22 protein-coding genes and 1 tRNA gene are annotated in these 24176 nt (G+C 72.6%); 5 read left to right on the top strand and 18 right to left on the bottom strand.

All coding sequences use genetic code 11. The annotated features are described in order from the left end of the window. Positions 1–78 precede the first annotated feature (78 nt). Entirely contained in the window at positions 79–903 is an 825-nt protein-coding gene (locus ABZ449_RS02230; RefSeq protein WP_360338605.1) for a MarR family transcriptional regulator, read from the bottom strand. Between the two features lie 445 nt (positions 904–1348). On the opposite strand from ABZ449_RS02230, the gene fabG reads away from it, so the two are divergent. After that, positions 1349–2116, top strand: coding sequence for a 3-oxoacyl-ACP reductase FabG (gene fabG / locus ABZ449_RS02225; RefSeq protein ID WP_360338602.1), 768 nt, complete (start codon positions 1349–1351; stop codon positions 2114–2116). 230 nt (positions 2117–2346) lie between these two features. After that, on the top strand, positions 2347–3156 hold the full coding sequence (locus ABZ449_RS02220) for a phosphatase PAP2 family protein (protein ID WP_360338599.1): 810 nt from the start codon (positions 2347–2349) through the stop codon (positions 3154–3156). 34 nt (positions 3157–3190) lie between these two features. On the opposite strand, the gene ABZ449_RS02215 is transcribed toward ABZ449_RS02220, so the two are convergent. Next, positions 3191–3526 carry an I78 family peptidase inhibitor gene (locus ABZ449_RS02215; protein WP_360338596.1) on the bottom strand — a complete coding sequence of 112 codons (336 nt, stop codon included), beginning with the start codon at positions 3524–3526 and terminating at the stop codon, positions 3191–3193. 75 nt (positions 3527–3601) lie between these two features. On the opposite strand from ABZ449_RS02215, the gene ABZ449_RS02210 reads away from it, so the two are divergent. Next, positions 3602–3874 (top strand): DUF6343 family protein, encoded by a 273-nt coding sequence (locus ABZ449_RS02210; RefSeq protein ID WP_360338593.1) that lies wholly within the window; start codon positions 3602–3604, stop codon positions 3872–3874. Positions 3875–3945: 71 nt separating this feature from the next. On the opposite strand, the gene ABZ449_RS02205 is transcribed toward ABZ449_RS02210, so the two are convergent. The 15 genes from ABZ449_RS02205 to ABZ449_RS02135 form a co-directional block, all read right to left on the bottom strand. After that, positions 3946–5349: an aspartate aminotransferase family protein gene (locus ABZ449_RS02205; protein WP_360338590.1), complete on the bottom strand. Its 1404-nt coding sequence runs from the start codon at positions 5347–5349 to the stop codon at positions 3946–3948. Then, the gene (gene dxs / locus ABZ449_RS02200) at positions 5339–7249 is read right to left on the bottom strand and encodes a 1-deoxy-D-xylulose-5-phosphate synthase (protein ID WP_360338587.1); all 1911 of its coding nucleotides are present in this window, start codon (positions 7247–7249) and stop codon (positions 5339–5341) included. Before dxs ends, ABZ449_RS02205 begins: the two co-directional genes overlap by 11 nt. Before the next feature lie 158 nt (positions 7250–7407). After that, the gene (gene hpnH, locus ABZ449_RS02195; protein ID WP_360338584.1) at positions 7408–8436 is read right to left on the bottom strand and encodes an adenosyl-hopene transferase HpnH; all 1029 of its coding nucleotides are present in this window, start codon (positions 8434–8436) and stop codon (positions 7408–7410) included. 2 nt (positions 8437–8438) lie between these two features. Further along, positions 8439–9119 (bottom strand): 1-hydroxy-2-methyl-2-butenyl 4-diphosphate reductase, encoded by a 681-nt coding sequence (locus ABZ449_RS02190; RefSeq protein ID WP_360338581.1) that lies wholly within the window; start codon positions 9117–9119, stop codon positions 8439–8441. Next, a complete protein-coding gene (gene shc / locus ABZ449_RS02185) occupies positions 9116–11119 on the bottom strand; it encodes a squalene--hopene cyclase (protein WP_360338825.1) in 2004 nt (667 codons plus the stop codon). The genes ABZ449_RS02190 and shc overlap by 4 nt, the downstream gene beginning before the upstream one ends. 85 nt (positions 11120–11204) lie before the next feature. Next, positions 11205–12209 (bottom strand): polyprenyl synthetase family protein, encoded by a 1005-nt coding sequence (locus ABZ449_RS02180; protein WP_360338822.1) that lies wholly within the window; start codon positions 12207–12209, stop codon positions 11205–11207. Positions 12210–12508: 299 nt separating this feature from the next. After that, positions 12509–13942 (bottom strand): hydroxysqualene dehydroxylase HpnE, encoded by a 1434-nt coding sequence (gene hpnE / locus ABZ449_RS02175; RefSeq protein ID WP_360338578.1) that lies wholly within the window; start codon positions 13940–13942, stop codon positions 12509–12511. 127 nt (positions 13943–14069) lie between these two features. Then, positions 14070–14927: a presqualene diphosphate synthase HpnD gene (hpnD, locus tag ABZ449_RS02170; protein ID WP_360338819.1), complete on the bottom strand. Its 858-nt coding sequence runs from the start codon at positions 14925–14927 to the stop codon at positions 14070–14072. Between the two features lie 41 nt (positions 14928–14968). Then, the gene (hpnC, locus tag ABZ449_RS02165; protein ID WP_360338575.1) at positions 14969–15931 is read right to left on the bottom strand and encodes a squalene synthase HpnC; all 963 of its coding nucleotides are present in this window, start codon (positions 15929–15931) and stop codon (positions 14969–14971) included. Positions 15932–16202: 271 nt separating this feature from the next. Then, positions 16203–17000 (bottom strand): ABC transporter ATP-binding protein, encoded by a 798-nt coding sequence (locus ABZ449_RS02160; protein ID WP_360338816.1) that lies wholly within the window; start codon positions 16998–17000, stop codon positions 16203–16205. A gap of 7 nt (positions 17001–17007) precedes the next feature. After that, complete coding sequence (locus ABZ449_RS02155) at positions 17008–17949, bottom strand: ABC transporter permease (RefSeq protein WP_224281122.1); 942 nt, start codon at positions 17947–17949, stop codon at positions 17008–17010. Positions 17950–18101: 152 nt separating this feature from the next. After that, positions 18102–19001 carry a glycosyltransferase gene (locus ABZ449_RS02150; protein WP_360338572.1) on the bottom strand — a complete coding sequence of 300 codons (900 nt, stop codon included), beginning with the start codon at positions 18999–19001 and terminating at the stop codon, positions 18102–18104. Further along, positions 18998–19735 carry a CDP-alcohol phosphatidyltransferase family protein gene (locus tag ABZ449_RS02145; protein WP_360338813.1) on the bottom strand — a complete coding sequence of 246 codons (738 nt, stop codon included), beginning with the start codon at positions 19733–19735 and terminating at the stop codon, positions 18998–19000. Before ABZ449_RS02145 ends, ABZ449_RS02150 begins: the two co-directional genes overlap by 4 nt. A 91-nt stretch (positions 19736–19826) precedes the next feature. After that, the gene (locus ABZ449_RS02140; protein ID WP_360338569.1) at positions 19827–20888 is read right to left on the bottom strand and encodes an iron-containing alcohol dehydrogenase family protein; all 1062 of its coding nucleotides are present in this window, start codon (positions 20886–20888) and stop codon (positions 19827–19829) included. Continuing rightward, positions 20876–21631 carry a phosphocholine cytidylyltransferase family protein gene (locus ABZ449_RS02135; protein ID WP_360338566.1) on the bottom strand — a complete coding sequence of 252 codons (756 nt, stop codon included), beginning with the start codon at positions 21629–21631 and terminating at the stop codon, positions 20876–20878. The genes ABZ449_RS02140 and ABZ449_RS02135 overlap by 13 nt, the downstream gene beginning before the upstream one ends. Before the next feature lie 594 nt (positions 21632–22225). Between ABZ449_RS02135 and idi the strand changes: the two genes are divergently transcribed. Next, complete coding sequence (idi, locus tag ABZ449_RS02130) at positions 22226–22879, top strand: isopentenyl-diphosphate Delta-isomerase (protein WP_360338563.1); 654 nt, start codon at positions 22226–22228, stop codon at positions 22877–22879. Between the two features lie 84 nt (positions 22880–22963). Here idi and ABZ449_RS02125 read toward each other — a convergent pair whose 3' ends face one another. Beyond that, a complete protein-coding gene (locus tag ABZ449_RS02125) occupies positions 22964–23383 on the bottom strand; it encodes an ATP-binding protein (RefSeq protein WP_360338811.1) in 420 nt (139 codons plus the stop codon). A gap of 469 nt (positions 23384–23852) precedes the next feature. On the opposite strand from ABZ449_RS02125, the gene ABZ449_RS02120 reads away from it, so the two are divergent. Further along, a tRNA-Leu gene (locus tag ABZ449_RS02120) sits at positions 23853–23937 on the top strand. Positions 23938–24176: the final 239 nt, after the last annotated feature.

The following is a 24176-nucleotide window of genomic DNA, read 5'->3' as shown; positions in this document are numbered from 1 at the left end:
CCCGATCCGCCGAAGTCCATGGCCATGGACCCTCAGCAATTTGGCGAATCGTTTTGGCTACTGCGGCGAAGATTTGACCTAGAGCCTGGCCGCCTTCGCGATGAGCGCGAGCCCGGTCTCGTGCTCGCCCTCCTCCAGCGGAGCGAGCAGCAGCCGCTGGACCTCGGCCACCCCGGCGGCCGAGCGGTGCAGCAGGTCCTGTCCCGCCGGTGAGAGCGAGAGCAGGTTGCGCCGTCCGTCCGAGGGGTCGCGCCGGCGCTGCACCAGACCGCGGCGCACCAGCCTGCTGACCATCTCGGCCATCGTGGCCTTGTCCAGCGAGGCCAGCTCGCCGACCGTGCGCTGGTCGGCGCCCGGTTCCAGCTCCAGGGCGTCCAGCACCGCGTACTGCGGAGCCGTCAGCTCGGCGCCCACGTGCTCCGACCAGAGCTTGGTGTGCACCTGCTGGCTCACCCTGATCAGGTAGCCGATCGCCCGCTGGGCGTCCAGTATCGGCCGCGCGTCGGCGATGACGGCGACCGCCGCGGGCTCCAGCCTGGCTATCTTGGCCATCACCCGGACGATCTCGACCTGTTCCTCCGCCGTGAGCGGCTCGAACAGGACGCGCTGCACGCGGACCACACCACCGGTGGCCTCGCGCACCGCCTGGGCACCGCTCTGCGAGAGCGCCAGCAGCTTGCGCCGGCCGTCGGCCGGGTCGCGCCTGCGCAGCACCAGGCCGCGGCGGACGAGCCGCGCGACCATTTCCGCCATCGTGGCCTTGTCCAGCGAGGCCCGCTCGCCGACCGTCCGCTGGTCCGCACCCGGCTCCAGGGCCAGGACCAGCAGCACGGCGAACTGCGGAGCCGTGAGATCGGCTCCGACGTGTTCGGACCACAAGCGGGTGTGGACCTGCTGTGCCACGCGAATGAGGTGTCCGGGCGACTGCTGAAGTCGCGCAGACACGCGGGTTGTCGGGATCTCCCCCAGCACCATGTATCCGTCCCGATGTCACACCCGGTGTGTGTGGGACACCCGGGTGGGGCAGTAACGGCGAGTGGGCGTCCAGCTATGAGGGAGGGCGCTCCAGCCGTGCAGCCGGTGGCTGCTGGCGGACACTATACAAACGGCGGGCCCTTGCTGGCAGGCAGGGGCGGATAGTAGACGCAGGTTCGGCAACATTGGCATATTTACGGACTGCGAAGGCCTTGCAGTAACCCGTTCTCAGCAGAAAGCCGACCGGTCGGTCCTTACCGACCGTCACCTGCGTCTCTCCACCCTGGTCGCCCTCCCTACCCGCCGGTAGGGTGTGGCCACCCTCGCCGGGGGCTCTCCCCGGGAGGCAACCCCGAGAGAGACGAGAGCGAGCATGACCGAGCAGAGCACCGCCCCCCGGGTCGCGGTCGTCACCGGCGCCGCCCGCGGCCTGGGCGCCGCCACCGCCGTCCGGCTGGCCGCCGACGGCTACGCGGTCGCCGTCCTGGACCTGGACGAGGCGGCCGGCAAGGAGACCGTCGACCGGATCACCGCCGCCGGCGGCAGGGCGCTGGCCGTCGGCGCCGACGTCTCGGACGCCGAGCAGGTCCAGGCCGCCGTCGACCGGGTGACCGCCGAGCTCGGCGCCCCGGTCGTCCTGGTGAACAACGCGGGCGTACTCCGCGACAACCTGCTCTTCAAGATGTCCGAGTCCGACTGGGACACGGTCATGAACGTTCACCTTCGCGGCGCCTTCCTGATGACCCGCGCCGTGCAGAAGCACATGGTCGACGCCGGTTTCGGCCGCATCGTCAACCTGTCCTCCTCCTCGGCCCAGGGCAACCGCGGCCAGGCCAACTACTCGGCCGCCAAGGCCGGCCTCCAGGGCTTCACCAAGACTTTGGCCATCGAGCTCGGCAAGTTCGGCATCACGGCCAACGCGGTCGCCCCCGGCTTCATCGCCACGGACATGACAGCCGCCACCGCCGCCCGGGTCGGCATGGACTTCGAAGACTTCAAGCGGGCCGCAGCCTCTCAGATCCCGGTCCAGCGGGTCGGCCTGCCTGAGGACGTCGCCCACACCATCTCCTTCCTCGCGAGCGAGGGCGCCGGCTTCGTCTCCGGCCAGGTGATCTACGTCGCGGGCGGCCCCCTCGACTGAGCACGGAACCTACACAGGGTTACCACGGAGTGGGAAGCCGGCCGCACCGGCCTCCCGCTCCGCCTTCTTTACCGGGGCTTTTGCAGAATCATTCGATGACCACACTGACTTTCGATCCCGGAAAGTCGAAATCACCCCTCGAGCCACCCCCGGTCGACCCGATTGTCGATTTCCCGGGAAAATGACAATTACCACCGGAATAGCCCTGTCCGGCTGGGTAAGGTCACCCCGTGCAATCCAGAAGTACCCCCGCTCCCATTCCGCGCCAGGGGCCGGAGCGTCGCACCGCCGAAACCGGCCGCCGGGAACGCCCCACCACCCCCGGGCTCCCCCTCGCCCCGGTCGGCCCCGATCCCCGCGAACCCGGCTGGCCCCCGATGAGCCGACGGCAGGCCGCCCTGCTCGCCGTCACCCTCGCCGGCTACCTGCTGGTGCTGGCCGGGGTCCTGCTCAACACCGTGTTGGTCGACCTCGACTGGTCGGTCCGGCTGCTGCGCCCCTACGAGCGGTGGCCCCGGCTGGAGCCGCTGCTGGACACCTGGGTGGTCGCCGGGCAGCGCGGACCCTCGGCGATCGCCGCCTTCGTCTGGCTCGGCTGGCGGGCCCGCCGCCTCGGCCGACTGCGCCCGCTGCTGGTCATGGGCATCGCGCTGCTGTTGCTCAACGTCACCGTGGGCGCGGTCAAGATCGTCACCGGTCGGCTCGGCCCGCACTACGCCCAGTACGTCGGCTCGCCCGAGCTCTTCTCCGGCGGCACCATCTTCCCCTCCGGCCACACCGCCAACGCGGTGGTCACCTGGGGGGTGCTCGCCTACCTCGCCGTCCGCTGGCGGCGCACCGGCGCGCTGATCGCCGCCGCCACCGCCTGCTCGATCGGCCTGACCACGGTCTACCTGGGCACCCACTGGGTCACCGACGTCCTGGCCGGCTGGGCCGCCGGACTGCTCGTCCTGCTCTCGCTGCCGCTGCTGGAACCCCTGGTCGCCGCCGCCGAACAGCGGCTCCACCGGCGCTTCGCCCGTCGGCACCTGCCCTGCTGAGCCCGAGCCGCACCGAGCCCGACCAGCACCGGAGCTAGCCCTCCCAGCTGCGCTCGACCACACCGCCCCGCACCGCGAGGTTGAGCCGCCCCTGCCGGTACTCCATGGTCATCAGGTCCCCCGGTTCCAGCACCCGGACCGACGCCCAGCCGTGCCGCCGGGCCAGCTCCCGGGCCCGCTCGATCCGCAGCCCCGCGTACCCCTCGCCGTCCTGGCCCGCCGCACCCGCGCCCGCACCGGAGCCGGCACCCTCGTCCGAACCGGAACCGGCGCCCGAGCCGGAGCCCGCACCCGCACCCGCACCCGCACCCGCACCCGCACCCGCACCCGCCCTACCGGACCCCGCCCCCACCGCGCCCGAACCCGACATCACGCCTCCCCCGCTCGCCTCCTCGGACGTACGCTGGAATCGTAGCCCGACCCACGCGGTCCGGAGGTGAACGGCATGCGCACCACCACCCCGCGACGGTGGCGCAGCGGCACCGAGCCGGCCACCGCCCGCAGCGACCTCAAGCTCCGCTACCTGCTGTCGCTCACCTTCACCCCGCTGTTCGCGCTGGCGACGGTGGGCTTCGCCATCTGGGCGGCCGCATCCCCCGCCGACGGTGCGCCCAGCCAGGGCACTCTCACCGGCTTCGCCGTGGCCTGCGGCCTGCTCACCCTGTTCGCCGCCGTCGATCTCGTGGTGGTCATCCGGCGTCGCCGGACCGAGCTCTGATGCGGTGTCTCCCACGGAGTGGGAAGTCGGCCGGGCCGACTTCCCACTCCGCGCGACCCCCGGCCCCGGCCTCAGCGGCCGCCGACCGCCTGCTTGACCAGCGTCCGCCCGAAGTCCCACATCAGTCCGCTCCCCCGGTGGGCCTCGTCCATGATGTCGGTGAAGGCGTCCACGAACCGGTCCACATCGCGCTCGGTGATGATCAGCGGCGGGATCAGCTTGATCACTTCCAGGTGGTCCCCGGACACCTGGGTCAGGATGTGGTGCCGCTGCAGCAGCGGCACCACCACCATCTGCGCGAACAGCCCCTTGCGTGCCGCCTGGAGCGCGGTCCAACCGGTGCGCAGCTTGAGCGACTTGGGCCGGCCGAACTCGATCCCGATCATCAGGCCGCGCCCGCGCACCTCGGCGAGCAGCTCGTACGTGTCGACCAGTGCGGCCAGCCGTTCGCGGAAGTGGTCGCCCACCTTGCGGGCGTTCTCCACCACCTGTTCGTCGCGCATCACCTCCAGGGTCGCCAGCCCGGCCGCCATGGCCTGGGCGTTGGACCCGAAGCTGGCCGAGTGCACCAGCACCCGGTCCATCGAGGAGTACACCTTCTCGAAGATCCAGCTCTTGCCGAGCGTCGCCCCGACCGGCACGTACCCGCCGGACAGCGCCTTGGCCGCGCAGACGAGGTCGGGCAGCACGCCGTCCTCGTGCTGGTAGGCGAAGAACTCGCCGGTGCGGCCGATGCCGGTCTGCACCTCGTCGCAGATCAGCAGCGCCTTGTGCTCGTGCAACAGGGCCTGGGCGGCCCGCAGCCAGCCGGGCGGCGGAGCCTGGACGCCCTTGCCCTGGATCGGCTCGACGATCAGTGCCGCGACGTCGCCGCGCTTCAACTCCTTGGCGAGCGCGCCGAGATCGCCGAGCGGGATGGCGGTGTCCGGAAGCAGCGGGTCGAAGCCCTTGCGGAACCCGCTCTCCCCGTTGACCGAGAGCGAGCCGATGGTCAGCCCGTGGAAGGCGTGGTCGGCGTAGAGGATCCGCCGGCGGCCGGTGGCGTACCGGGCGAACTTGAGCGCGGTCTCCACCGCCTCGGTGCCGCTGTTGCCGAAGAAGACCCGGTCCAGCCCGGGCGCGTACGACAGCAGCCGCTCGGCCAGCAGCCCGGGCAGCGGCGAGCAGTCGAAGCGGACCAGGTCCGGCAGGTCGAGGTCCATCACCTGCTGGATCGCCGAGCGCACCACCGGGTGGTGGCGGCCGAGTGCGAAGATGCCGAAGCCGGCCAGCATGTCGAGGTACTCGTTGCCCTCGGCGTCGTAGAAGTACTGGCCCTCGGCGCGCTCGTAGTACTTGTCGAAGCCGATGGTGTGCAGCATCCGCGACAGCTGCGGATTGAGGTAGCGACTCTGCAACTCGTAGCGCTCGCCGCCGCGTTCGGCGATCAGGGCGGCGATGTCAAAGCGGCGGTCTGGGTCAGGGTCAGCCGGCATGGCGCGGGTTCGCTCCTCGGGTCGGTAGCAGGTTCTTGGCGAAGACGGCGGTCTGGGCGGCGACGCCGGTCCCGGTCAGCCCGGCCTCCTCCAGGATCTCCCCGCGCGAGGCGTGGCCGAGGAACTCCTGGGGCAGCCCGAGCACCCGCACCGGGACGTCCACGTCGGCGTCCCGCAGCGCCTGGGCGACGGCCGAACCGACGCCTCCGGTACGGCCGTTGTCCTCGACGGTGACCACCAGCCGGTGGGCGGCGGCCAGTTCGGGCAGTGCCGGGTCGACCGGCTTGACCCAGCGCGGGTCGACCACGGTCGCGGTGAAGCCCTCGGCGAGCAGCAGCCGGGCCGCGTCCAGGCAGGCGGAGGCGGTGGTGCCGACCGCGACGAGCAGGATCTCCGGTGCCCGCCCGGTGCGCAGCAGCACGTCCACCCCGCCGATCCGCTCGACGGCCGGCACCGCGGGCCCGACGTTCCCCTTGGGGAAGCGCACGACGGTCGGGGCGTCCCCGACCTCGACGGCCTCGCGCAGCTGGGCGCGCAGCTGTTCGGCGTCGCGGGGCGCGGCGAGCCGCAGGCCGGGGACGACCTGGAGGATCGACATGTCCCACATGCCGTTGTGCGAGGCGCCGTCCGGCCCGGTCACCCCGGAGCGGTCGAGCACGAAGGTGACGCCCAGCCGGTGCAGGGCGACGTCCATCAGGACCTGGTCGAAGGCCCGGTTGAGGAAGGTCGCGTACACCGCGACCACCGGGTGCAGTCCGCCGGTGGCCAGCCCCGCCGCGCTGGTGACGGCGTGCTGCTCGGCGATCCCGACGTCGAAGGTCCGCTCCGGGTGGGCCTTGGCGAACGGGGCCAGGCCCACCGGCTGGAGCATGGCGGCGGTGATCGCCACCAGGTCCGGCCGCTCGGCGCCGAGGGCGACCAGCTCGTCCCCGAACACCGAGGTCCAGGAGACCCCGCCGCTCGGCGAGATCGGCAGGCAGGTGTACGGGTCGATCGGGTTGACGGCGTGGAAGCGGTCGGCCTCGTCCTGCTCGGCCGGCCGGTAGCCGCGCCCCTTGACGGTCAGGCAGTGCACGATGACCGGCCCGCCGAAGTTGCGGGCCTGGCGCAGCGCCTGTTCGACCGCGCCCAGGTCGTGGCCGTCGATCGGCCCGAGGTACTTGAGGCCGAGGTCCTCGAACATGCCCTGCGGGGCGAAGGCGTCCTTGAACCCCTTCTTGGCGCCGTGCAGCGCGTCGAAGATCGGCTGGCCGACCAGCGGGGTGCGCTGCAGGGCCTCCTTGCCGAGGGCGAGGAAGCGCTCGTAGCCCTGGGTGGTGCGCAGGGTGGCCAGGTGGTTGGCGAGCCCGCCGATGGTCCTGGCGTAGGAGCGCTCGTTGTCGTTGACGACGATGACCAGCGGCCGGTCGCGCGCCTCGGCGATGTTGTTGAGCGCCTCCCAGGCGAGCCCGCCGGTGAGCGCGCCGTCGCCGATCACCGCGACGGTGTGCCGGTCGTGCTGGCCGAGCAGTCGGGCGGCCTTGGCCAGGCCGTCGGCGTAGGAGAGCGCGGTGGAGGCGTGCGAGTTCTCGACCAGGTCGTGCTCGGACTCGCCGCGCGAGGGGTACCCGGAGAGCCCACCGCGCATCCGCAGCCGGCTGAAGTCCTGGCGGCCGGTGAGCAGTTTGTGGACGTAGCTCTGGTGCCCGGTGTCGAAGACGATCCGGTCGTAGGGCGAGTCGAAGACCCGGTGCAGCGCGATGGTCAGCTCCACCACGCCGAGGTTGGGCCCGAGGTGGCCGCCGGTGCGGGTGACGGCGTCGATCAGGAAGTCGCGGATCTCGTCGGCGAGCAACGGGAGTTCGGCCGCCGGGAGCTTGCGCAGCTCGGCCGGGGACGTGACGCGGGAGAGCAGTGACATGGGTACACCTCACGACTCGGGGCGGTGCGGTGGCGCCTCGGCCCGGCCCGGGCCCGGGGCCCGCGCCGGTCGGGCACGGGGCCCGGCCTGGTTGGGGGCGGAGCCGGCCCGGGCGCGGGGCCCGGGCCGGGGTGCCGACCTGGAGTACGACTCCCGTCTCAGCGGCCCTTGTTGCCGCTGACGGTCTCGGTGATGGCGCGCAGCGACTGCTGGAGCGAGCCCATCGTCGCGAGGACGGCGGTCGGCTCGTAGCCGCAGTGGGCCATGCAGTTCTCGCAGCGTGGGTCCCTGCCGCGGCCGTACTTGCTCCAGTCCGTCTTCTCGACCAGTTCGCGGTAGGTCGGCACGTAGCCGTCGGCCATCAGGTAGCAGGGCCGCTGCCAGCCGAACAGCGAGTAGTTGGGGATGCCCCAGGGGGTGCACTCGAAGTCGGCCTTGCCCTCCAGGAAGTCCAGGAAGAGCGGGCTGTGGTTGAGCCGCCAGCGCCTGCGGTTGCCGCCGGCGAAGGCCTTGCGGAAGAGCTCCCTGGTCTGCTCGACGCCGAGGAAGTGCTCCTGGTCGGGGGCCTTCTCGTAGGCGTAGGCGGGCGAGATCATCATCTCGTCCACCTTGAGCTCGTCGTTGAGGTAGTCCAGCACCTCGATGACGGTCTGCGGGGTGTCGGTGTTGAAGAAGGTGCTGTTGGTGGTGACCCGGAAGCCGCGCCGCTTGGCCTCCTTGATCGCGGCCACCGCCTCGTCGAAGGTGCCCTCCTTGGCCACCGACTCGTCGTGCCGCTCGCGCATGCCGTCGATGTGCACCGCGAAGGTGAAGTACGGCGAGGGCCTGAACTTGTCCATCTTCTTGCGCAGGAGCAGCGCGTTGGTGCAGAGGAACACGTACTTGCGGCGCTCGACCAGCTGCCGGACGATCTCGTCGATCTGCGGGTGCATCAGCGGCTCGCCGCCGGCGATCGAGACCATCGGGGCACCCGACTCCAGGACCGCGCCGACCGCCTGGGCCACCGGCATCCGCTGCTTCAGGACGCCCGCCGGGTGCTGGATCTTGCCGCAGCCCTCGCAGGCCAGGTTGCAGGCGAAGAGCGGCTCCAGCTCCACGATCAGCGGGAACTTGTCGCGGCGCTTGAGCAGCTTCTGTTGCATGAGGTAGGTGCCGACCCGCACGGTCTGGCGCAACGGCATGGCCATGGCTAGCTCGCCTCCTGGGGGAGCGTCGAGGATGTGGGGTGGTTCAGGTCTGCGGAGCCGGGCGCGCGCTCCTGCCGGTACCAGTCGACCAGGGCGGGCACCGTCGCCCGCAGGGTCCGCCAGGCACGCACCCCGGCCGGGAGGGTGCCGAGCCGCAGCAGCTCGTGCTCGGGCGTGTCCACCACCACCCGCAGGACGGCCGCCGGCAGCGCGGGCCGGACCTCGCAGAGCGCGGCCAGGACGGCGGCGGCCTCCATGTCGACGGCGAGCGCGCCCTGGAGGTGCAGTGCCCGCCGCTCGATGCCGCGGACCACGTGGTCGGCGGTGTGGTGCACGCCGGTGTGGACGGTCAGGCCGCGCTCCTTCAGCGCCCGGGTGAGCGCGGCCCCGGAGTCGAGCGGGTACAGGTGGCCCTCGGCGTCGCGCACGCCGTCGGCGGCGACCACGTCGCCGGGCTGCACTCCCGGGCCGAGCGCGGCCCCGAAGCCGGCCACCGCCACGGCGCCGTAGCCGGCGGGGGCGGAGCCGAGCAGCCGGCGGACGGCCGCCCCGGCGCGCCTGCGGCCGACCCCGGTGCGCAGCAGTACCGGGGGCCCGCCGGCCGCGCCGCGCCAGTCACCGCCGCGCAGGGCCCAGACCTCGGGGCCCAGGGCGCAGAGCACCAGCAGCGGCGCGGTGGTCACCGCGCCGCCCCGATCGCCGGGGCTCCGTCGGCCCGGCTCGTGCCCGGGGCGCCGTTGAGGTAGCGGCCGAGCGCGGTGACCGGGAAGACCAGCCGGTACAGGTGGTAGTTGATGGAGAAGTCCCACGGGAAGCCGGTGCCGGTGAACTGCGGCTCGTCCCAGGTGCCCTCGGGCAGCTGGGTGCGCACCAGCCACTCCACACCGCGCTCCACCGCCGGATTGGCCCGGCCCTGCGGGCCCTCGCCGGCCGCGAGCAGCGCCATCAGCGCCCACGCGGTCTGCGAGGCGGTGGAGTCGCCGCGTCCGGCCCAGCGCGCCGGGTCGTCGTAGGAGCGCATGTCCTCGCCCCAGCCGCCGTCGGCGTTCTGCCGGTCCTCCAGCCAGCGCACCGCGCGGCGGATCGCCGGGTGCTCGTCGGGGACGCCGGCCGCCACCAGGGCGGGCAGCACCGAGCCGGTGCCGTAGATGTAGTTGGTGCCCCAGCGGCCGAACCAGGAGCCGTCCGCCTCCTGGTTGCGCAGCAGCCATTCGATGCCGCGCCTGGTCCGGGGGTCGCGGGCGCGGCCGGTCTCGGCGAGCATCTCCACCACGTGCGCGGTGACGTCGGCGGACGGCGGGTCGACCACCTCGCCGAAGTCGCAGAACGGCAGCTTGTTGGGCAGCGTGCTGGTGTTGTCCACGTCGAAGGCGCCCCAGGCGCCGTTCTTGGACTGCATGCCGAGGTTCCACAGCACACCCCGGTCCACCGCCGCGGTGACCTTGCCCGGGTCGGGGTGGGCGACGCGGCGCAGCGCGAGCACCACCTCGGCGGTGTCGTCGATGTCGGGGTAGGTGTCGTTCTCGAACTCGAAGGCCCAGCCGCCGGGGGCGAGTCCGGGCCGCTGGACGGCCCAGTCGCCGCCCTTGCGGATCTCCTCACCGAGCATCCAGTCGACGGCGGAGACCAGGGCCGGGTGGTCGGCCGGCACCCCGGCGTCGACCAGCGCGATGGTGGCCAGGCAGGTGTCCCAGACCGGGGACTGGCAGGCCTCCAGCCAGCGCTTGCCGTCCTCGGTGTGCACGGTGAAGCGGTCGAAGGAGGAGAGCCCGGCCTTCACGACCGGGTGCTCCAGCTCGTAGCCCTCCAGGTGGAGGGCGATCAGCGAGTAGACGGCGGGGGGCTGGATGCCGCCCCAGCAGCCGTCGGCCTCCTGCCGTTCGACGATCCAGCGGCAGGCCTGCGACACGGCCAGTCGGCGCAGCGGGCGGAAGGCCCGGCGGTGGTAGGCGTGCAGCGCCTTGTCGAGGCGTTCGAAGAGGCCGTCCCAGGTGGTGGCGGGGGCGAGCGGCCGGTGGGGGTACGGGTCGTTCGGGTCGGTGTGCAGCTCGGTGAGCGCGAAGGGGGCCGGACGGACCGGGCGGTGGGACGAGACCACGGTCAGCGGGACGATGGTCTGGCGGGCCCAGCAGCCGAAGGCGTAGATGTTCAGCGGCAGCCACTTGGGCAGGAAGATGATCTCGGGCGGCATCTCGGGCAACCGCTCCCAGGGCCACCAGCCGAACAGGGCGAGCCAGATCCGGGTGAACACCCGGGCGGCCGCGATGCCCCCGGCGGAGCGGACGTAGCGGGCGGCGGCCAGCATGTGCGGGGCGTCCGGGTCGTCGCCGGCCAGTTTGAGCGCGACGTACGCCTCGACGGTGGTGGACAGTTCGGGCGGCCCGCCGTGGAAGGTGGACCAGGTGCCGTCCTCGCGCTGCTGGGAGCGGATCCACTCGGCGGTGGCGCGGGTCTGCTCCTCGGTGCGGATTCCCAGGAACTGGCGGAGCAGTAAGTCCTCGGCGTCCATGGTGACGTTGGTCTCCAGGTCGCCCTTCCACCAGCCCTCGGACGACTGCAGGGAGAGCAGGTGGGTGGTGGCGCGGGCCAGGGCCTCCCGCGCGTCGGCCGGCCGGAGGTCCGCCCCACCGGCCGGCCGGAGCTGGTCGGTGTCCTCGGGCTGCCACCGCCCCGGCCCCAGCAGGGCCGGGGGGCGGTCGCCCACCGCGACCGGCTCGGGATCGTACTCAGGGTCGAGCCGGCCGTCCGCGGTTGCTGTCAACGTAACGTCACCTCTCTCGTACCACCACGAATTCGGCGAGTGCGACGAAGTGCTCGCGCACCCCGTCGGTCATGGGCACCTCGTCCAGGGCGGCGAGGGCAGTCGTGTGCTGGCGGCGCGCCTCCTCCTGGGTCCAGGCGCGGCCGCCGGCCTCCTCGATCAGCGCGGCCCGGTCGGCGAGCTCGGGCTCGCTCTCCTCGCCGCGTCCCTTCGGGTCGGCCAGTTGCTCGGCGAGCCGGCGCGAGGCCGCTCCGCCCTCGGCCAGTGCGGCGGCCACCGGCAGGGACTTCTTGCGCTGGCGGAGGTCTCCCCAGTGCGGCTTGCCGGTGACCTCGGTGGCACCCCAGATGCCGAGCAGGTCGTCCACCGCCTGGAAGGCCAGACCCAGGTGGTGGCCGTAGCGCTGGAGCGCGCCGGAGACCTTGTCGTCGGCGCCGGCCAGGACGGCGCCGATCGCCGAGGCGGCGGCCAGCAGGGCCGCGGTCTTGCCACCCTCCATCTCCAGGCACTCCGCGACCGTGACGCTGTCGCGCTGTTCGAAGGCGACGTCCATGGCCTGGCCGTCGATCAGCCGGCGGGTCGCCGTGGTGAGCAGCCGGACGGCACGCGCGGCGTCGGTGGCGCTCGTGCCGCCGGTCACCGCGGCGTCGAGCAGCACCTCCGTGCCGAGCGTCGCCAGGGCGTCGCCGACCAGGATCGCCTGGGCCGGCCCGAAGACCGTCCAGGCGGTGGCCCGGTGCCGTCGGGTCTCGTCACCGTCCATCAGATCATCATGAAGGAGGGAGAAGTTGTGCACCAGTTCAACCGCGACCCCGCCGGGCACTCCCACCTCCTCCGCCGCACCGGTGGCCCGGGCGGACAGCAGGGCCAGCGCCGGGCGCACGGCCTTGCCGCCGTCCCCCGTCACCGGGGTGCCGTCCCGGTCGATCCAGCCGAAGTGGTAGGCGGCGACGGTGTCCATGGGTGCGGCCAAACGGGCGACCGCGGCCCGTAGTGGCGGAGTGCAGAGCATGCGGCTGCGGGCGAGCAGCTCCGGCACCGAGACCGGTTCGGCGTGCGCCGTGCCTCCGACGGCGAAGCCGGTGCGTGACTCCACGTGCGTTCCCTCTCCCTCGTGGTGCCGGACCGCACGGGGCGGCCGGGTGCTGTCGGTGCGGCTGGTGTCGAATCGACTGCCGGTGCCGGTGCCGGTGGTGCCAGTGGTGGCGGTGGTGCCGGTGCGCCCGGCCGGGCCGCTCCCGGTGGTCGCGCCGATGCGCTCGACGGTACGCCCGTCGGCTCTGGCGGGCTCTCCGGCGACGGGGCCCGCCGTCACCTGGGCCACCTCCCGTCGCCGCGGTCCACCGGCGCCCGGGCACCGGCCGAGGCGAGCGCGGCGTCGGCCGCGGCGTGGCCGCTGCGCACGGCCCCTTCCATGGTCGCGGGCCAGCCGGTGGCCGTCCACGAGCCGGCCAGCAGCAGCCCGGCGACGCCGGTGCGGGCCGACGGGCGCAGCACCCCGTTGCCCGGGGCCGGGTCGAAGGTCGCGGTGCGCTCCCGGGTGACGAAGAAGTCCAGCACCGCCGCCTGCGCCGCGGCCGGCAGCAGCCGGCCCAGCTCGGGCAGGTAGCGGCGGCGCAGCTCGGCGACCGGCAGGTCGATCTCGTCCTGCGCGGCGGACTGCGACAGCGCCAGGTACTGGGCGCCCGGGTGGGCCCGGCCCAGCGGGGTGGCGGCCAGGCCGGAGTGCGCGGTGCGGTCGAAGACCCACTGGACCGGGGAGCCGAGCGCGGCGAAGAAGGGCCGGCGCAGCACCTTGCGGTCGTAGATCACGTGCACGTTGAGGATCGGCGCGGTGCCGAAGCCGGCCAGCCGCTCCTGGCCGGGGATCGCGTTCGGCGGCAGCAGCGCGGCCGCGCTGTCCTGGGCGCCGGCCAGCACGACGGTCTCGGCCGTGAGCAGTTCCCCGCCCTCCAGCCGGACGGCGTGCTGCGGCGCGGCCGGCTTCAGCTCGGCCACCCGGGCCCGCAGCAGCACCCGGACGCCGGCCCGCTCCAGTTCGGCGAGCGCCCGGTCGTGGTGGATCGTGCCGAGCGGGACGGCGGAGACACCGATGTCCGAGGCGCCCGGGTCGGAGAGCAGGCCGGTCTTGAACACCATCCCGGCGAGCGCCATCGACACCTGGTCGGCCCGGCCGTTCAGGGTGGCGACGCCGACCAGGTCCCACAGGGCCGCCTGGGTGGCGGCGTTCTGCCCGTTGCGGCGCAGCCAGTCGCCGAAGGAGAGCTCGTCCAGCGCCGGGTCGGCGAGGTCCAGGCGCTGCAGGGCGAGCGCGCCGCGGACCACCCGGGCGCGGTCGGCCGGGGACAGGTGCGGGTAGCGGGCCAGGCTGCCGGCCAGGTGCAGCGGGACGGGCAGGCCGGCCCGGCGCAGCCGCCCGAGGGTGCGCACCGGGGCGGCCTGCGGCCCGGCGACGGAGAGCACCGGGATGTCGAGGCGGTCCTGGAGGTGGACCAGCCGGGTGGCGCCGAGCCGCTCCAGCAGTCCGCGGTAGGCGGTGCAGCAGCGCAGGTAGACGTGCTGGCCGTTGTCGACGGTCAGCTCGCCGCGCTGGAAGGAGAAGGCCAGGCCACCGAGTCGGGGCCGCCCCTCGGCGAGGGTGACCCGATGGCCCGCCTCGGCCAGGCGCAGCGCGGTGGTGATCCCGGCGAGTCCGCCGCCGACCACCACGGCGGCCGGGCGCGCGGCATCGGCTCGCCCGGTCATCGGCCCTCCCCCTCGCAGTCGGTGGACCGCCCGCGGGCGGTCGCTGAAGCCGGTACCCGTCCGGTCGGCACGGACCTACCCGCATGTGATTCCACGCTGACACAGCGTGACAGAACTGTTGTGAGAATCAAGAACGCCCCCCGGCGAGCCCGGAAAGCGCCACGTACGCCTTCTCCCAGCCCGGCAGCGAGACCCGGCCGCGCAGCACCGACTCCGGGTCGGCGGCGATCCGGCCGAGCAGCCGGTGGTAGATCCCGGCCATCGCGGCGGTGCAGGCGCGGCTGCGGCGGTCGAGCATCGGCAGCAGCCGCAGGCCCTCCTCGAAGGCCGCCTGGGCGCGGGCGGCCTCGAAGGCCACCAGACCGGTGAAGTCCGCGCCGACCGGCGGCTCGGGCAGGGCGAAGCCCTGCTCGCAGCCGAACCGGACGAGGTCTTCGGCGGGCAGGTAGGTGCGGCCGTTCAGGGCGTCCTCGCGCAGGTCGCGCAGGATGTTGGTGAGCTGCAGAGCCAGGCCCAGGGTGTCCGCGTAGCGCGCCCCGAGCTCCGGGTCGTCGCAGCCGTAGACGCCCAGCGAGAGCCGCCCGATCGCGCCCGCGACGCAGCGGCAGTAGACCTTCAGCTCCTCGTAGGTCTGGTACTCGGCGCCCTTGAGGTCCATCTCGACGCCGTCGATCAGCTCGTCGAAGCCGCCGAGCGGGATCGGGAAGCGCCGGGCCGCGTCGGCCAGGGCCACCTTGATCGGGTCGGTGTCGTCCTCGGAGACCACCCCGGAGCGGACCTCGTCCACCAGTTCCCGGGTGCGCAGCAGTGCCTCGGCCTTGCGGTCGTCCGGGAGGTCGCCGTCGCCGATGTCGTCCACCCGGCGGGCCAGGGCGTACAGGGCCGACATGGCCAGCCGCTTGGGTTCGGGCAGCAGGCGGATGCCGTAGCTGAAGTTGCGCGCCTGCAGTCCGGTGACTGCCTCGCAGTACCGGTACGCCGCCATGACCTGGGCCGACGCCAGTGGTGATGCCGCCACTCGGGCGTTCACCTTCCCTTCGCGAAGATGGCCGCCGCCTTCGCTGCGAGGCGGCGCTTGTCAGGCTTCGCCTGCTGGGCGAGCACGTCGTACCCGGCGTCCTCGACGGCCGCCAGGGCCGCGTAGCCGCCTGCGGTGAATCCCGCCAGGAGCAGTCGGAGCCTCCCCCGAACCGTACCCACCAATGGTGCGCCGCGGTCGAGCAGGGTGCGGGCCCGCTCGACCTCGAAGGCGATCAGCTCGCGCACCGCGCCGTCGGCGGACGGGGCGGCGAGGTCCGCCTCGGTGACGCCGAAGCGGGCCAGGTCCTCGGCGGGCAGGTAGATCCGGCCGTGGGCCAGGTCTTCGGCCACGTCCTGGATGTGTTCGACCACCTGGAGACCGCTGCACACGGCGTCCGAGAGCTCGATCCGCTCGGGGGTGGAGACGCCGGCGATGGCCAGCACCAGGCGGCCGACCGGGTCCGCGGAGAGGGTGCAGTAGCCGATCAGGTCGTCGAAGGTGGCGTAGCGGGCGGTGGTCTGGTCCACCCGGTTGGCCTCGATCAGACGGCGGAACGGCTCGGGGGTCAGGCCGTGCCGGTCGACCAGCGGGACGAGCGCGCTCATCAGCGGGTGGCGGGGCCGGTCAGCGCCGGCCGCGGAACCGCCGGCGGTGCGCAGCGCGGTCTCGAACACCCGGTCGAGGTCGTGCTCCAGGCCGTCGAGCAGGGCGAGCCGGAAGGCGGTCTCCTGCGGGCTCGGCGGGCCGGGCTGGGCCGAAGGGGTGGCGGGAGGCGCCTGCTCGACCCCGAGCAGACGGGCGGTGGCGGCCGGATCGGCCAGGTCGCCGTCGCCGGCGTCGTCGACCAGGCGGGCGAAGCCGTACACCGCCATCAGGTCGTCGCGCCAGGCCGCGGGCAGGAAGAACGGCGCGACGGGGAAGTTCTCCGCGCCCGCCTTGTCCAGGGTCTGTCCTGCGGAACCGTTCACCGGCGTATCTCTGGGCTGGGCCGAAGCCGACACTGCTGTCACTCCCCCGTTCTACACCGCGTGGCACGACCGGCCCGACTCGGACACGCGTCCGAGCACGGGGGTCACGCACGGCACACCGCCCCCGAGACCACCAGGCTGGCACGCCGGAGCCCGCCGGAAAAGACCGCCCCGCCCGGGGCACCGGGCGCTCTCCCCGCGGAGGGCGGCGGGCACGGCGCAGGGCCGGCTCCGGAAGATCCGGAGCCGGCCCTGCGGGAGGTGACGGAGACTACGGTCGCTCGCCGCGCTCGTAGCGGCTCACGACCTCCTCGGTGGGTCCGTCCATGACCAGCTCGCCGGCCTCGATCCATATCGTCCGCTCGCAGACCTCGCGGATCGAGTTGTTGTCGTGGCTGACCAGGAAGACCGTACCGGCGGACTTGCGCAGCTCGTCGATCCGGCGCTTGCTGCGCTGCTGGAAGGCCTGGTCGCCGGTGGCGAGGGCCTCGTCGATCAGCAGCACGTCGTGGGTCTTGGCGGCCGCGATCGAGAAGCGCAGCCGGGCGCCCATGCCGGAGGAGTAGGTGCGCATCGGCAGGGAGATGAAGTCGCCCTTGTCGTTGATGCCGGAGAAGTCGACGATCTCCTGGTAGCGCGCCCTCACCTGGGCCGGGGTCATGCCCATCGCCAGGCAGCCGAGTATGACGTTGCGCTCGCCGGTGAGCTCGTTCATCAGCGCGGCGTTGACGCCCAGCAGCGAGGGCTGGCCGTTGGTGTAGATGCCGCCCTTCTCGGTCGGCAGCAGGCCCGCGATGGCGGCCAGCATGGTCGACTTGCCGGAGCCGTTGGAGCCGATCAGGCCGATCGCCTCACCCTTGTACGCGGTGAAGCTGACGCCCCGGACCGCGTGCACCTCGCGCACGCCGGAGGCGCGCTTGCGGCTGATGATGCGGCTCAGCGCCGAGGTGGCGCTGCCCTTGCCGGAGCCGGCGCCGTGCACCTTGTAGACGATGTGCACGTCGTCGACGACGACGGTGGGCTCGCGGGCCACGTCCGTGTCCCGGACGGTGTCGGTGGTGGTGCTCAGGTCGGTGTCAGCCACGGCCGTACTCCTCCTCGGCCTTCCAGAAGAAGACGTATCCGATGACGAACATGCCCACGCCCCACCCGAGGCCGTACACCCACAGGTGCGGCGGGAGGGTCTGGTGCACCGGCTGGTGCGGGTTGTAGATGACCGGCGCGAAGGCGTGCCGCAGCAGGTCCATGTAGACCGAGGCCGGGTTGGCCGCCATCAGCGTCTGGATGTAGTGCGGCCAGTGGGTGATCTTGTCCTGGATGCTGAACATCACACCGGACAGGAACATCCACGCGCGCATCACGAACGGGATCAGCTGGGAGATGTCGCTGGTCCTGGAACCGATCCGGGCCATCACCAGCGAGATGCCGGTGTTGAAGAGCGTCTGCAGGAGCAGCGCCGGGATGATCAGCAGCCAGGTCCGGCCCGGGGTGATGCCGGCGGCGAGCACGGTGACGACCAGGACGACCATGGAGATCAGCAGCTGCTGGAGCTGGATCACGGTGAAGGCGATCGGGAGGCTGGCCCGGGGGAAGTGCAGCGCCCGGATCAGGCCGAGGTTGTCGGAGATCGCCCGGGTGCCGGCCTGCACCGCGTTCTGGGTGAACTGGAAGACGAAGACGCCGATGCAGAGCCAGGCGATGTAGGTGTTGTCCGGGAAACCCTGCTTGCTCGCCAGGATCACGCCGAAGACCAGGTAGAACACCGCGCAGTTGAGCAGCGGGGTCACCACCTGCCACAGCTGGCCGAGCTTGGCGTTGGTGTACTGCGCCACCAGGCGGGCGGTGGCGAAGGCCCAGATGAAGTGGCGCCGGGCCCAGAGCTGCTTGGAGTAGGCGAACAGGCCGGGACGGGCGCCGCTCACCGCCAGACCGTACTTGTCCGCAAGCTGCTTGGGGGTCAGGCCCGCGTCCGCCCCTCTGGGGGCCGAGAGGCTGACGGGTTCACTCACTGTCGACACATTCGTCCTTCACGCGGGATCGGTCGGGGCGGCCGGTCGGCGGGGGCCGCCGGTGCACCGATGGGGATCCACTGGGATCTCGGGGGAGCCGGCCGGTGGGTGGGCACCGGCCGCAGCGATCGATCATTCGATGCGGATGCCATCAGATGTGATCAGATGATCGGTGGTCGGCCCAGCCTGGTCAGTCGCCAAACGGTACGCCACCGCATGGGCCGCCGCGGACCGCAGGGTTCGCGCCAACCCGCCCGGAATCCGCCCCACCAGGCCTTCAGCGCCTCCGGGGAGGGGCGGCGGGCCAGGGTCAGCAGGAACCAGGTTCCCAGATAGAGAGGCACCAACAGGGCCGGAAGGTTCCGCCTCGCGAGCCAGACCCTGTTGCGGGCCACGTTGTGGAAGTAGGTCGCGTGGCGGGCCGGCGAGGTCGTGGGGTGGTGCAGCACCACGTCCGCCCGGTAGTCGATGGCCCAGCCGGCGTCCAGCGCGCGCCACGCGAGGTCGGTCTCCTCGTGGGCGTAGAAGAACTCGGCGGGCAGCTGCCCGGCCTGCTCGAACACCTTGCAGCGCACCGCGCTCGCGCCGCCGAGGAAGGTCGTCACCCGGGACGAGCGCAGCGGGTCGCTGGCACGCAGCCGGGGAACGTGGCGGCGCTGGGTGGCCCCGGTGTCCGGGTCCGCGATCCGGAAGGAGACGATGCCCAGCTCCGGGTCGGCCGTGAAGGCCTCGCGCAGCAGACGGGCCGAGTCGGTGCGCGGCAGGTTCCCGTCGTCGTCCAGGAAGAGGACGGCGTCGACCTCCGCGCCGTCGGGGCCGAACAGCTCGATGCCGACGTTGCGCCCGCCCGGGATGCCGAGGTTCTCCGCCAGCTCGACGCTGCGCACGCCCTCCGGCAGCGGGGGCAGCTTCACGCCCTGGCCGACCACGGCCAGCTCGACCGCCGGGCCCTCCTGCGCGCGGACGGCCTCGATCAGGGTGTTGAGCTCGGCGGGCCGGTTGCCCATGGTGATGATCACGGCGCCGAGGCGGAAGTTCTCCGCGGTTGTCGTCGCGTTCATCGCAGCCTGCTGGAGAGGACGATGCTCAGCAGGTGCAGCACGGTCTGGAGCATGGCGATCGCCGCCAGGACGACCACCGCGAGCCGGGTGAAGAGGAGTCCGCCGTGCACGGCGTCGGCGACGCCGGCGGCCAGGATGAACAGGGAGGCCTCGACCGCGCCGACCAGGCGGTGGAACTTCAGGAAGGAGGCCGCCCGGCGGGCCCTGGCGACGGAGGACGAGCGCGGAACCGAGGCGCTGTCCTCGACGGCCGTCATGCCGCTGCGGGCCCGGGCCACGTCCACCAGGTCCGTCTCGGACTTGATCAGGATCGCGCCGAGCGCGGCCAGGGTGCCGAGGAAGGCCCACTCCCAGTGCGAGCCGGCGCCCTCGCGGTGCAGCAGGTCGGTGGCGCGCAGGCCGAGGCCGGTCAGCAGGGCCGCCTCGGACATGTAGTGGCCGACCCGGTCCAGGTAGACGCCGGTGAGCGAGGTCTGCCGGCGCCAGCGGGCCACCTCGCCGTCCACGCAGTCCAGCAGCAGGTAGACCTGGATCAGCAGGAAGCCCAGGACGGCGCCCGCGATGCCCGGCACGACCAGCGCGGCACCGGCCAGGATGCCGGTGAACATCATCAGGTACGTCAGGCCGTTGGGCGTGATCGCCGTCATGGTGGAGAGCACGCGGGTGATCCGCAGCGAGATCTTCCGCATGTACAGGCGGCCGGCCCAGTGCTCGGCGCTACGGCGCTGGAGCATGCCCTCCGGGTGGATCACCGCGCGCAGTTCCTCGATCGAGGGCCGGCGGGTCAGGTCCACCGGGGGCCGTTGGGCTCCCGCGGTGGAGGGGTCAGCTGTTGACGGCTTGGACATAGTCGGCGTACGCGTCCCTGATTGCGGAAGGGGAGAGGTCGAGGTGTTCGAGGATGGTGAAGCGCCCCGGTCGGGTGTTCGGAGCGTAGTGCACCGCTTCGGTGAACTCCGCCTCGGTGAAGCCGATCTGAGCCGCGGTCACCGGCAGCCCGTGGCTCGCCAGGCGCTCCACGATCAGACCGGACAGCTCGCGCTCGCCCCGCAGGAAGCTGGCGAAGGCGGCGCCGAGGCCGACCTGCTCGCCGTGCTGGGCGGACCGCTTGGGATACAGCACGTCCAGGGCATGCGAGATCTCGTGGCAGGCGCCCGACGAGGGCCGGGTGCTGCCCGCGATGTTCATCGCGATGCCGGACAGTACCAGGGCCTCGGCCAGCGCCGTCAGGAGGTCCTGGTCCCGGGTGCTGCCCGGGTGCCGCAGCAGGTTCTCGCCCGCCGAACGGGCCATCGCCACGGCCAGCCCGTCCACCGGCTCACCGGTCACCGCGTGCGACAGCTCCCAGTCCGCGCACGCGGAGATGTTGGAGACGACGTCGCCCACGCCGGCCGCCACGAAGCGCTGCGGGGCCTGCCGGATCACGTCCAGGTCGACCACGATGCCGATCGGGCTGGGCACCCCGTAGGAGCCGCGCCCGGCGTCGTTGTCCAGGGTGGAGACCGGCGAGCAGATGCCGTCGTGGGCCAGGTTGGTGGCGACCGCGACCAGCGGCAGGCCGACCCGGGCCGCGGCGTACTTGGCGGCGTCGATGATCTTGCCGCCGCCGAGGCCGACGATCGCGTCGTAGTGTCCGCCGCGCATCTCCTCGGCCAGCCGCACCGCGCTGTCCAGGCTGCCGTCGTCCACGTTGTACCAGTCGGCTCCGGGCAGGGCCGGCTCCAGGCGGCGGCGCATGGCCGAGCCGGAGCCGTTGCTGATCGCGACCGCGATCCGGCCCGAGGCCGACAGCCGCTGGTCGGCGAGGATGCCGCCGAGCGCGTCCAGCGCACCCGGGCGGATCTCGACGAACAGCGGCGACGGAACCAGTCGGGTCAGTACCGGCACGCGATCTCCCGCGCCTTCGCCAGGTCGTCGTGGTTGTCGACCTCGACCCAGGAGACCTCGCCGATCGGCTGCACGTCGATCCGCAGGCCGCGGTTGACCATCTCCTGGTAGCCGTCCTCGTAGTACAGCTGCGGGTCGCGCTCGTAGGTGGCGCGCAGCGCGTCGGTCAGGTCGGCGGCGGCGGACGGGTTGATCACGGTGACGCCGATGTACTCGCCGGTCGCCTCGGTCGGCTCCATCAGCTTGGTGATGCGGCGCATGCCCGTGGCCGGGTCGACGACGACCTTCATCTCCTCGTCGGCGAGCTTCTTCACCGTGTCGAGGGCGAGCAGGATGCCGGGGGCGGTGCCGGCGTCGATCAGTCGCCGGTTGCCCTCCAGCATGGTCTGCTGGACGGAGGCCGGGTGGACGGTGTCACCGTTGGCCAGCAGCAGGCCCTCGGCGAACAGCTCGCGGGCGCACCAGAGCGAGTAGGCGTTGTTCCACTCCTCGGCCTTGTCGTTCTCGACCAGGTGGAGCTTGACGCCGTACTTGCTCTCCAGGGCGTCCTTGCGGTCGTACACCGCCTCCTTGCGGTAGCCGACGACGATCGCGGCCTCGCGCAGTCCGACCTCGGCGAAGTTGCCGAGCGTGAGGTCCAGGACGGTCCGTTCCCCGTCGACCGGCACCAACGCCTTGGGCAGGGTGTCGGTGTAGGGGCGCAGCCGGCGGCCGGCGCCGGCTGCCAGAACGAGGCCGATCATGCGGGTCTCCTGATCCGTCGTGCTGTGCGCGGGGCCGCGCCGGAGGTCGGCGGCGCCACTGGTTCGCCCGGACCGGCGTTCGACCGGGCCGGGCGGCGGCGCGCCGGTGCCGGCACAGATCCGGGCACCGTGTCGTATGTGATGGTAGGCGACCGGGGCGACCGGCCAGAACGCGCCCGCAGGCCAGGGCGGCGGGCAGGGGCGGCGGGGGCGCCGGCCGACGGCGGGCCGGGCGGCGGGCCGGGGTGGCGGCGGCAGGGGCGGCGGGGTCGTCCGGGAGTCCGCCCCGGAGCCCGCCGTGGGTTCCGCCCTGGAATCCGCCGCGGGCCGGTCGAACGGGATCCGAACGGGCGACGAACGATTCTGCGAATTCCGTGACTCTTTCGGGGGCTTCCTGGATCCTTCTCTGGCCGGTTTCCGACTCCTCTGAGTCATGATCCGTCCGGTTGTGCGTGGGACCCCTGGTGAGTGCCACCCATACGGCAGACTGGAGCCCGACGCCGGCGCCGGTGCCCCTGCTGTGTCCGCCGCACTCCACCCGGTGCGTCGGAGACGCCCGATGCTTCCGTTGCTCCCGTTCCCGAAAGAGGCCCCATGCCCCAGAGTCTGCCGACCGACCCGACGCACTTCGCCGCCGAGATCGACACCGGCCTCGACGTGGAGACCGATGTCACGGTCGACCCCCGGGCCACCGGGTCCGCCCCCGCCGGAGCCGAGATCCTGCTGGAACTGGTCGACGACGAGGGCGTCACGATCGGCACCGGTGAGAAACTCTGGGCCCACCAGCAGCCGGGCCGGCTGCACCGGGCCTTCTCCGTCTTCCTGTTCGACCGCCAGGGCCGGCTGTTGCTCCAGCGCCGGGCGCTCGGCAAGTACCACTCCCCCGGCGTCTGGTCGAACACCTGCTGCGGCCACCCGTACCCGGACGAGCCGCCGTTCGTCGCCGCCGCCCGGCGCACCGCCGAGGAGCTGGGCGTCGCACCGGCGCTGCTGTGCGAGGCGGGCACCGTCCGCTACGACCTGCCGGACGAGGCCTCCGGGCTGATCGAGCGCGAGTGGAACCACCTGTTCGTGGGACTGGTCACCGCGCCCGTCGAGCCCGACCCGGAGGAGGTGGACGACTTCGCCTTCGTGACCGCGCAGGAGCTGCGGGAGCTGCGCTCGGAGCGGCCGTTCTCGGTCTGGTTCGAGACGGTCTTCGAGGCCGCGCTGCCGGGCATCCGGGAGATCGCCGGGCGGGACTGGTAGTCCGGCCGCACCGGCCGCCGTCCCGGACGGCTTGGACGGCTTGGACGACCCGGACGGCTTGGACGACCCGGACGGCCCGGCCGGTCAGCGGCCGGGCTCCGGGGGGACGGGCAGCGAGGCCCAGATGACCTTGCCGCCCTCCCCCGTGTGTTCGACGTCGCACACCCCGCCGGCCTGCAGGGTGACGCTCTTCACCAGCAGCAGGCCGCGCCCACCGGTGCTCGCGGTGTCGTTCTCCAGCGCCTTCGGCCGGTACGGGTCACCGTCCTCGACCGCCACCCGCACCGAGGCCCCGAGCACCGACAGCTCGGTCACCACCTGGGGGGACAGCTCGGCGGCGTGCGTCACCGCGTTGCTCACCAGCTCCGAGACGATCAGCAGCAGGTCGTCCACCAGCTCCTGGTAGCGCACCCCGGTCATGCCCTGGGCCCACAGGCGGTCGCGCACCGCGTGCCGGGTGAGCGGCACCGAGGCCTCGGTGGCGGGCACCGGGAAGCGCCACACACCCTCGGCGGGACCTCCGGAGGCCGTCGCCCCGCCCTGGCCCTCCTTCCGCCTGCCGCGTCTCGGTTCGGCCTTCGCCGCTCCGCTGATCTGCTCCACGTCCAGCCGCCCTTCGTCCGCGACCCGGGAATCAGGCGATCCGCTTCATGGCGCCCTCGGTCCACAGACGCTACGAGAGCCGTCGCGGCGGCCGTGGCACCGTCGACAAGTTGCCCGTGTCGGACCGTTTCCGGCCGCAACCGACCGTGGGCGGTGCGGGAGTCGACCGGTTCCTTCGCGGACGCCACCGGTTCGGGCCGGATTCGAGCGCGTTCTCAGGCCGTACCAACCTGTGCGGGCCGCCGGGGCCGCTCCGGAGGGCCCCGGCGGCCCGGCCCGAGGAAGCGCAGGTGAGAAGCACTCCAGAACCCTGGTAATGTTCTCTCTGTCGCCGAGGGGGCGAGGAAAAAGCCCCCGAAGCACACACCCGGTCCGGGTGGCGGAATGGCAGACGCGCTAGCTTGAGGTGCTAGTGCCCTTTATCGGGCGTGGGGGTTCAAGTCCCCCCTCGGACACAGCCGAATTCCCCGTGGGAGCCGAGAGGCACTCACGGGGAATTTCGTTTTTCGGGCCGCCCCGACTTTTCGGGCCGGCCCCGGTCGCCATTCCCGGCCATCGCCCTTCCGGGCGCTGTGACGCCGGCCTCCTCGCCGGTCCGCACCGACCCGGAAGCCGGACACGAGATGGCAACAATCGGACGGTTTGAGCTTCCCCTGAGGTTTTCGCCCGTTTTCGGACCATAGGCTGCTCTCCG

Origin of the sequence: Kitasatospora sp. NPDC005856 (assembly GCF_040629945.1) — a bacterium.
In the GTDB taxonomy this organism is placed as follows: domain Bacteria; phylum Actinomycetota; class Actinomycetes; order Streptomycetales; family Streptomycetaceae; genus Kitasatospora.
Note: the sequence above shows the minus strand (reverse complement) of the source record. Positions and strands in the feature narration are given on the sequence as shown.

Bases quoted from the DNA above. Each gene is read 5' to 3' on its own strand.
- dxs (WP_360338587.1), bottom strand. From the start codon at position 7,249: ATGTCACTGCTCTCCCGCGTCACGTCCCCGGCCGAGCTGCGCAAGCTC.
- hpnD (WP_360338819.1), bottom strand. From the start codon at position 14,927: ATGGCGGCGTACCGGTACTGCGAGGCAGTCACCGGACTGCAGGCGCGC.
- ABZ449_RS02210 (WP_360338593.1), top strand. From the start codon at position 3,602: ATGCGCACCACCACCCCGCGACGGTGGCGCAGCGGCACCGAGCCGGCC.
- ABZ449_RS02150 (WP_360338572.1), bottom strand. From the start codon at position 19,001: ATGAACGCGACGACAACCGCGGAGAACTTCCGCCTCGGCGCCGTGATC.
- hpnH (WP_360338584.1), bottom strand. From the start codon at position 8,436: ATGGCCATGCCGTTGCGCCAGACCGTGCGGGTCGGCACCTACCTCATG.
- idi (WP_360338563.1), top strand. From the start codon at position 22,226: ATGCCCCAGAGTCTGCCGACCGACCCGACGCACTTCGCCGCCGAGATC.
- ABZ449_RS02180 (WP_360338822.1), bottom strand. From the start codon at position 12,209: ATGCTCTGCACTCCGCCACTACGGGCCGCGGTCGCCCGTTTGGCCGCA.
- hpnE (WP_360338578.1), bottom strand. From the start codon at position 13,942: ATGACCGGGCGAGCCGATGCCGCGCGCCCGGCCGCCGTGGTGGTCGGC.
- ABZ449_RS02205 (WP_360338590.1), bottom strand. From the start codon at position 5,349: ATGCCGGCTGACCCTGACCCAGACCGCCGCTTTGACATCGCCGCCCTG.
- ABZ449_RS02215 (WP_360338596.1), bottom strand. From the start codon at position 3,526: ATGTCGGGTTCGGGCGCGGTGGGGGCGGGGTCCGGTAGGGCGGGTGCG.
- fabG (WP_360338602.1), top strand. From the start codon at position 1,349: ATGACCGAGCAGAGCACCGCCCCCCGGGTCGCGGTCGTCACCGGCGCC.
- ABZ449_RS02135 (WP_360338566.1), bottom strand. From the start codon at position 21,631: ATGATCGGCCTCGTTCTGGCAGCCGGCGCCGGCCGCCGGCTGCGCCCC.
- ABZ449_RS02145 (WP_360338813.1), bottom strand. From the start codon at position 19,735: ATGCTCCAGCGCCGTAGCGCCGAGCACTGGGCCGGCCGCCTGTACATG.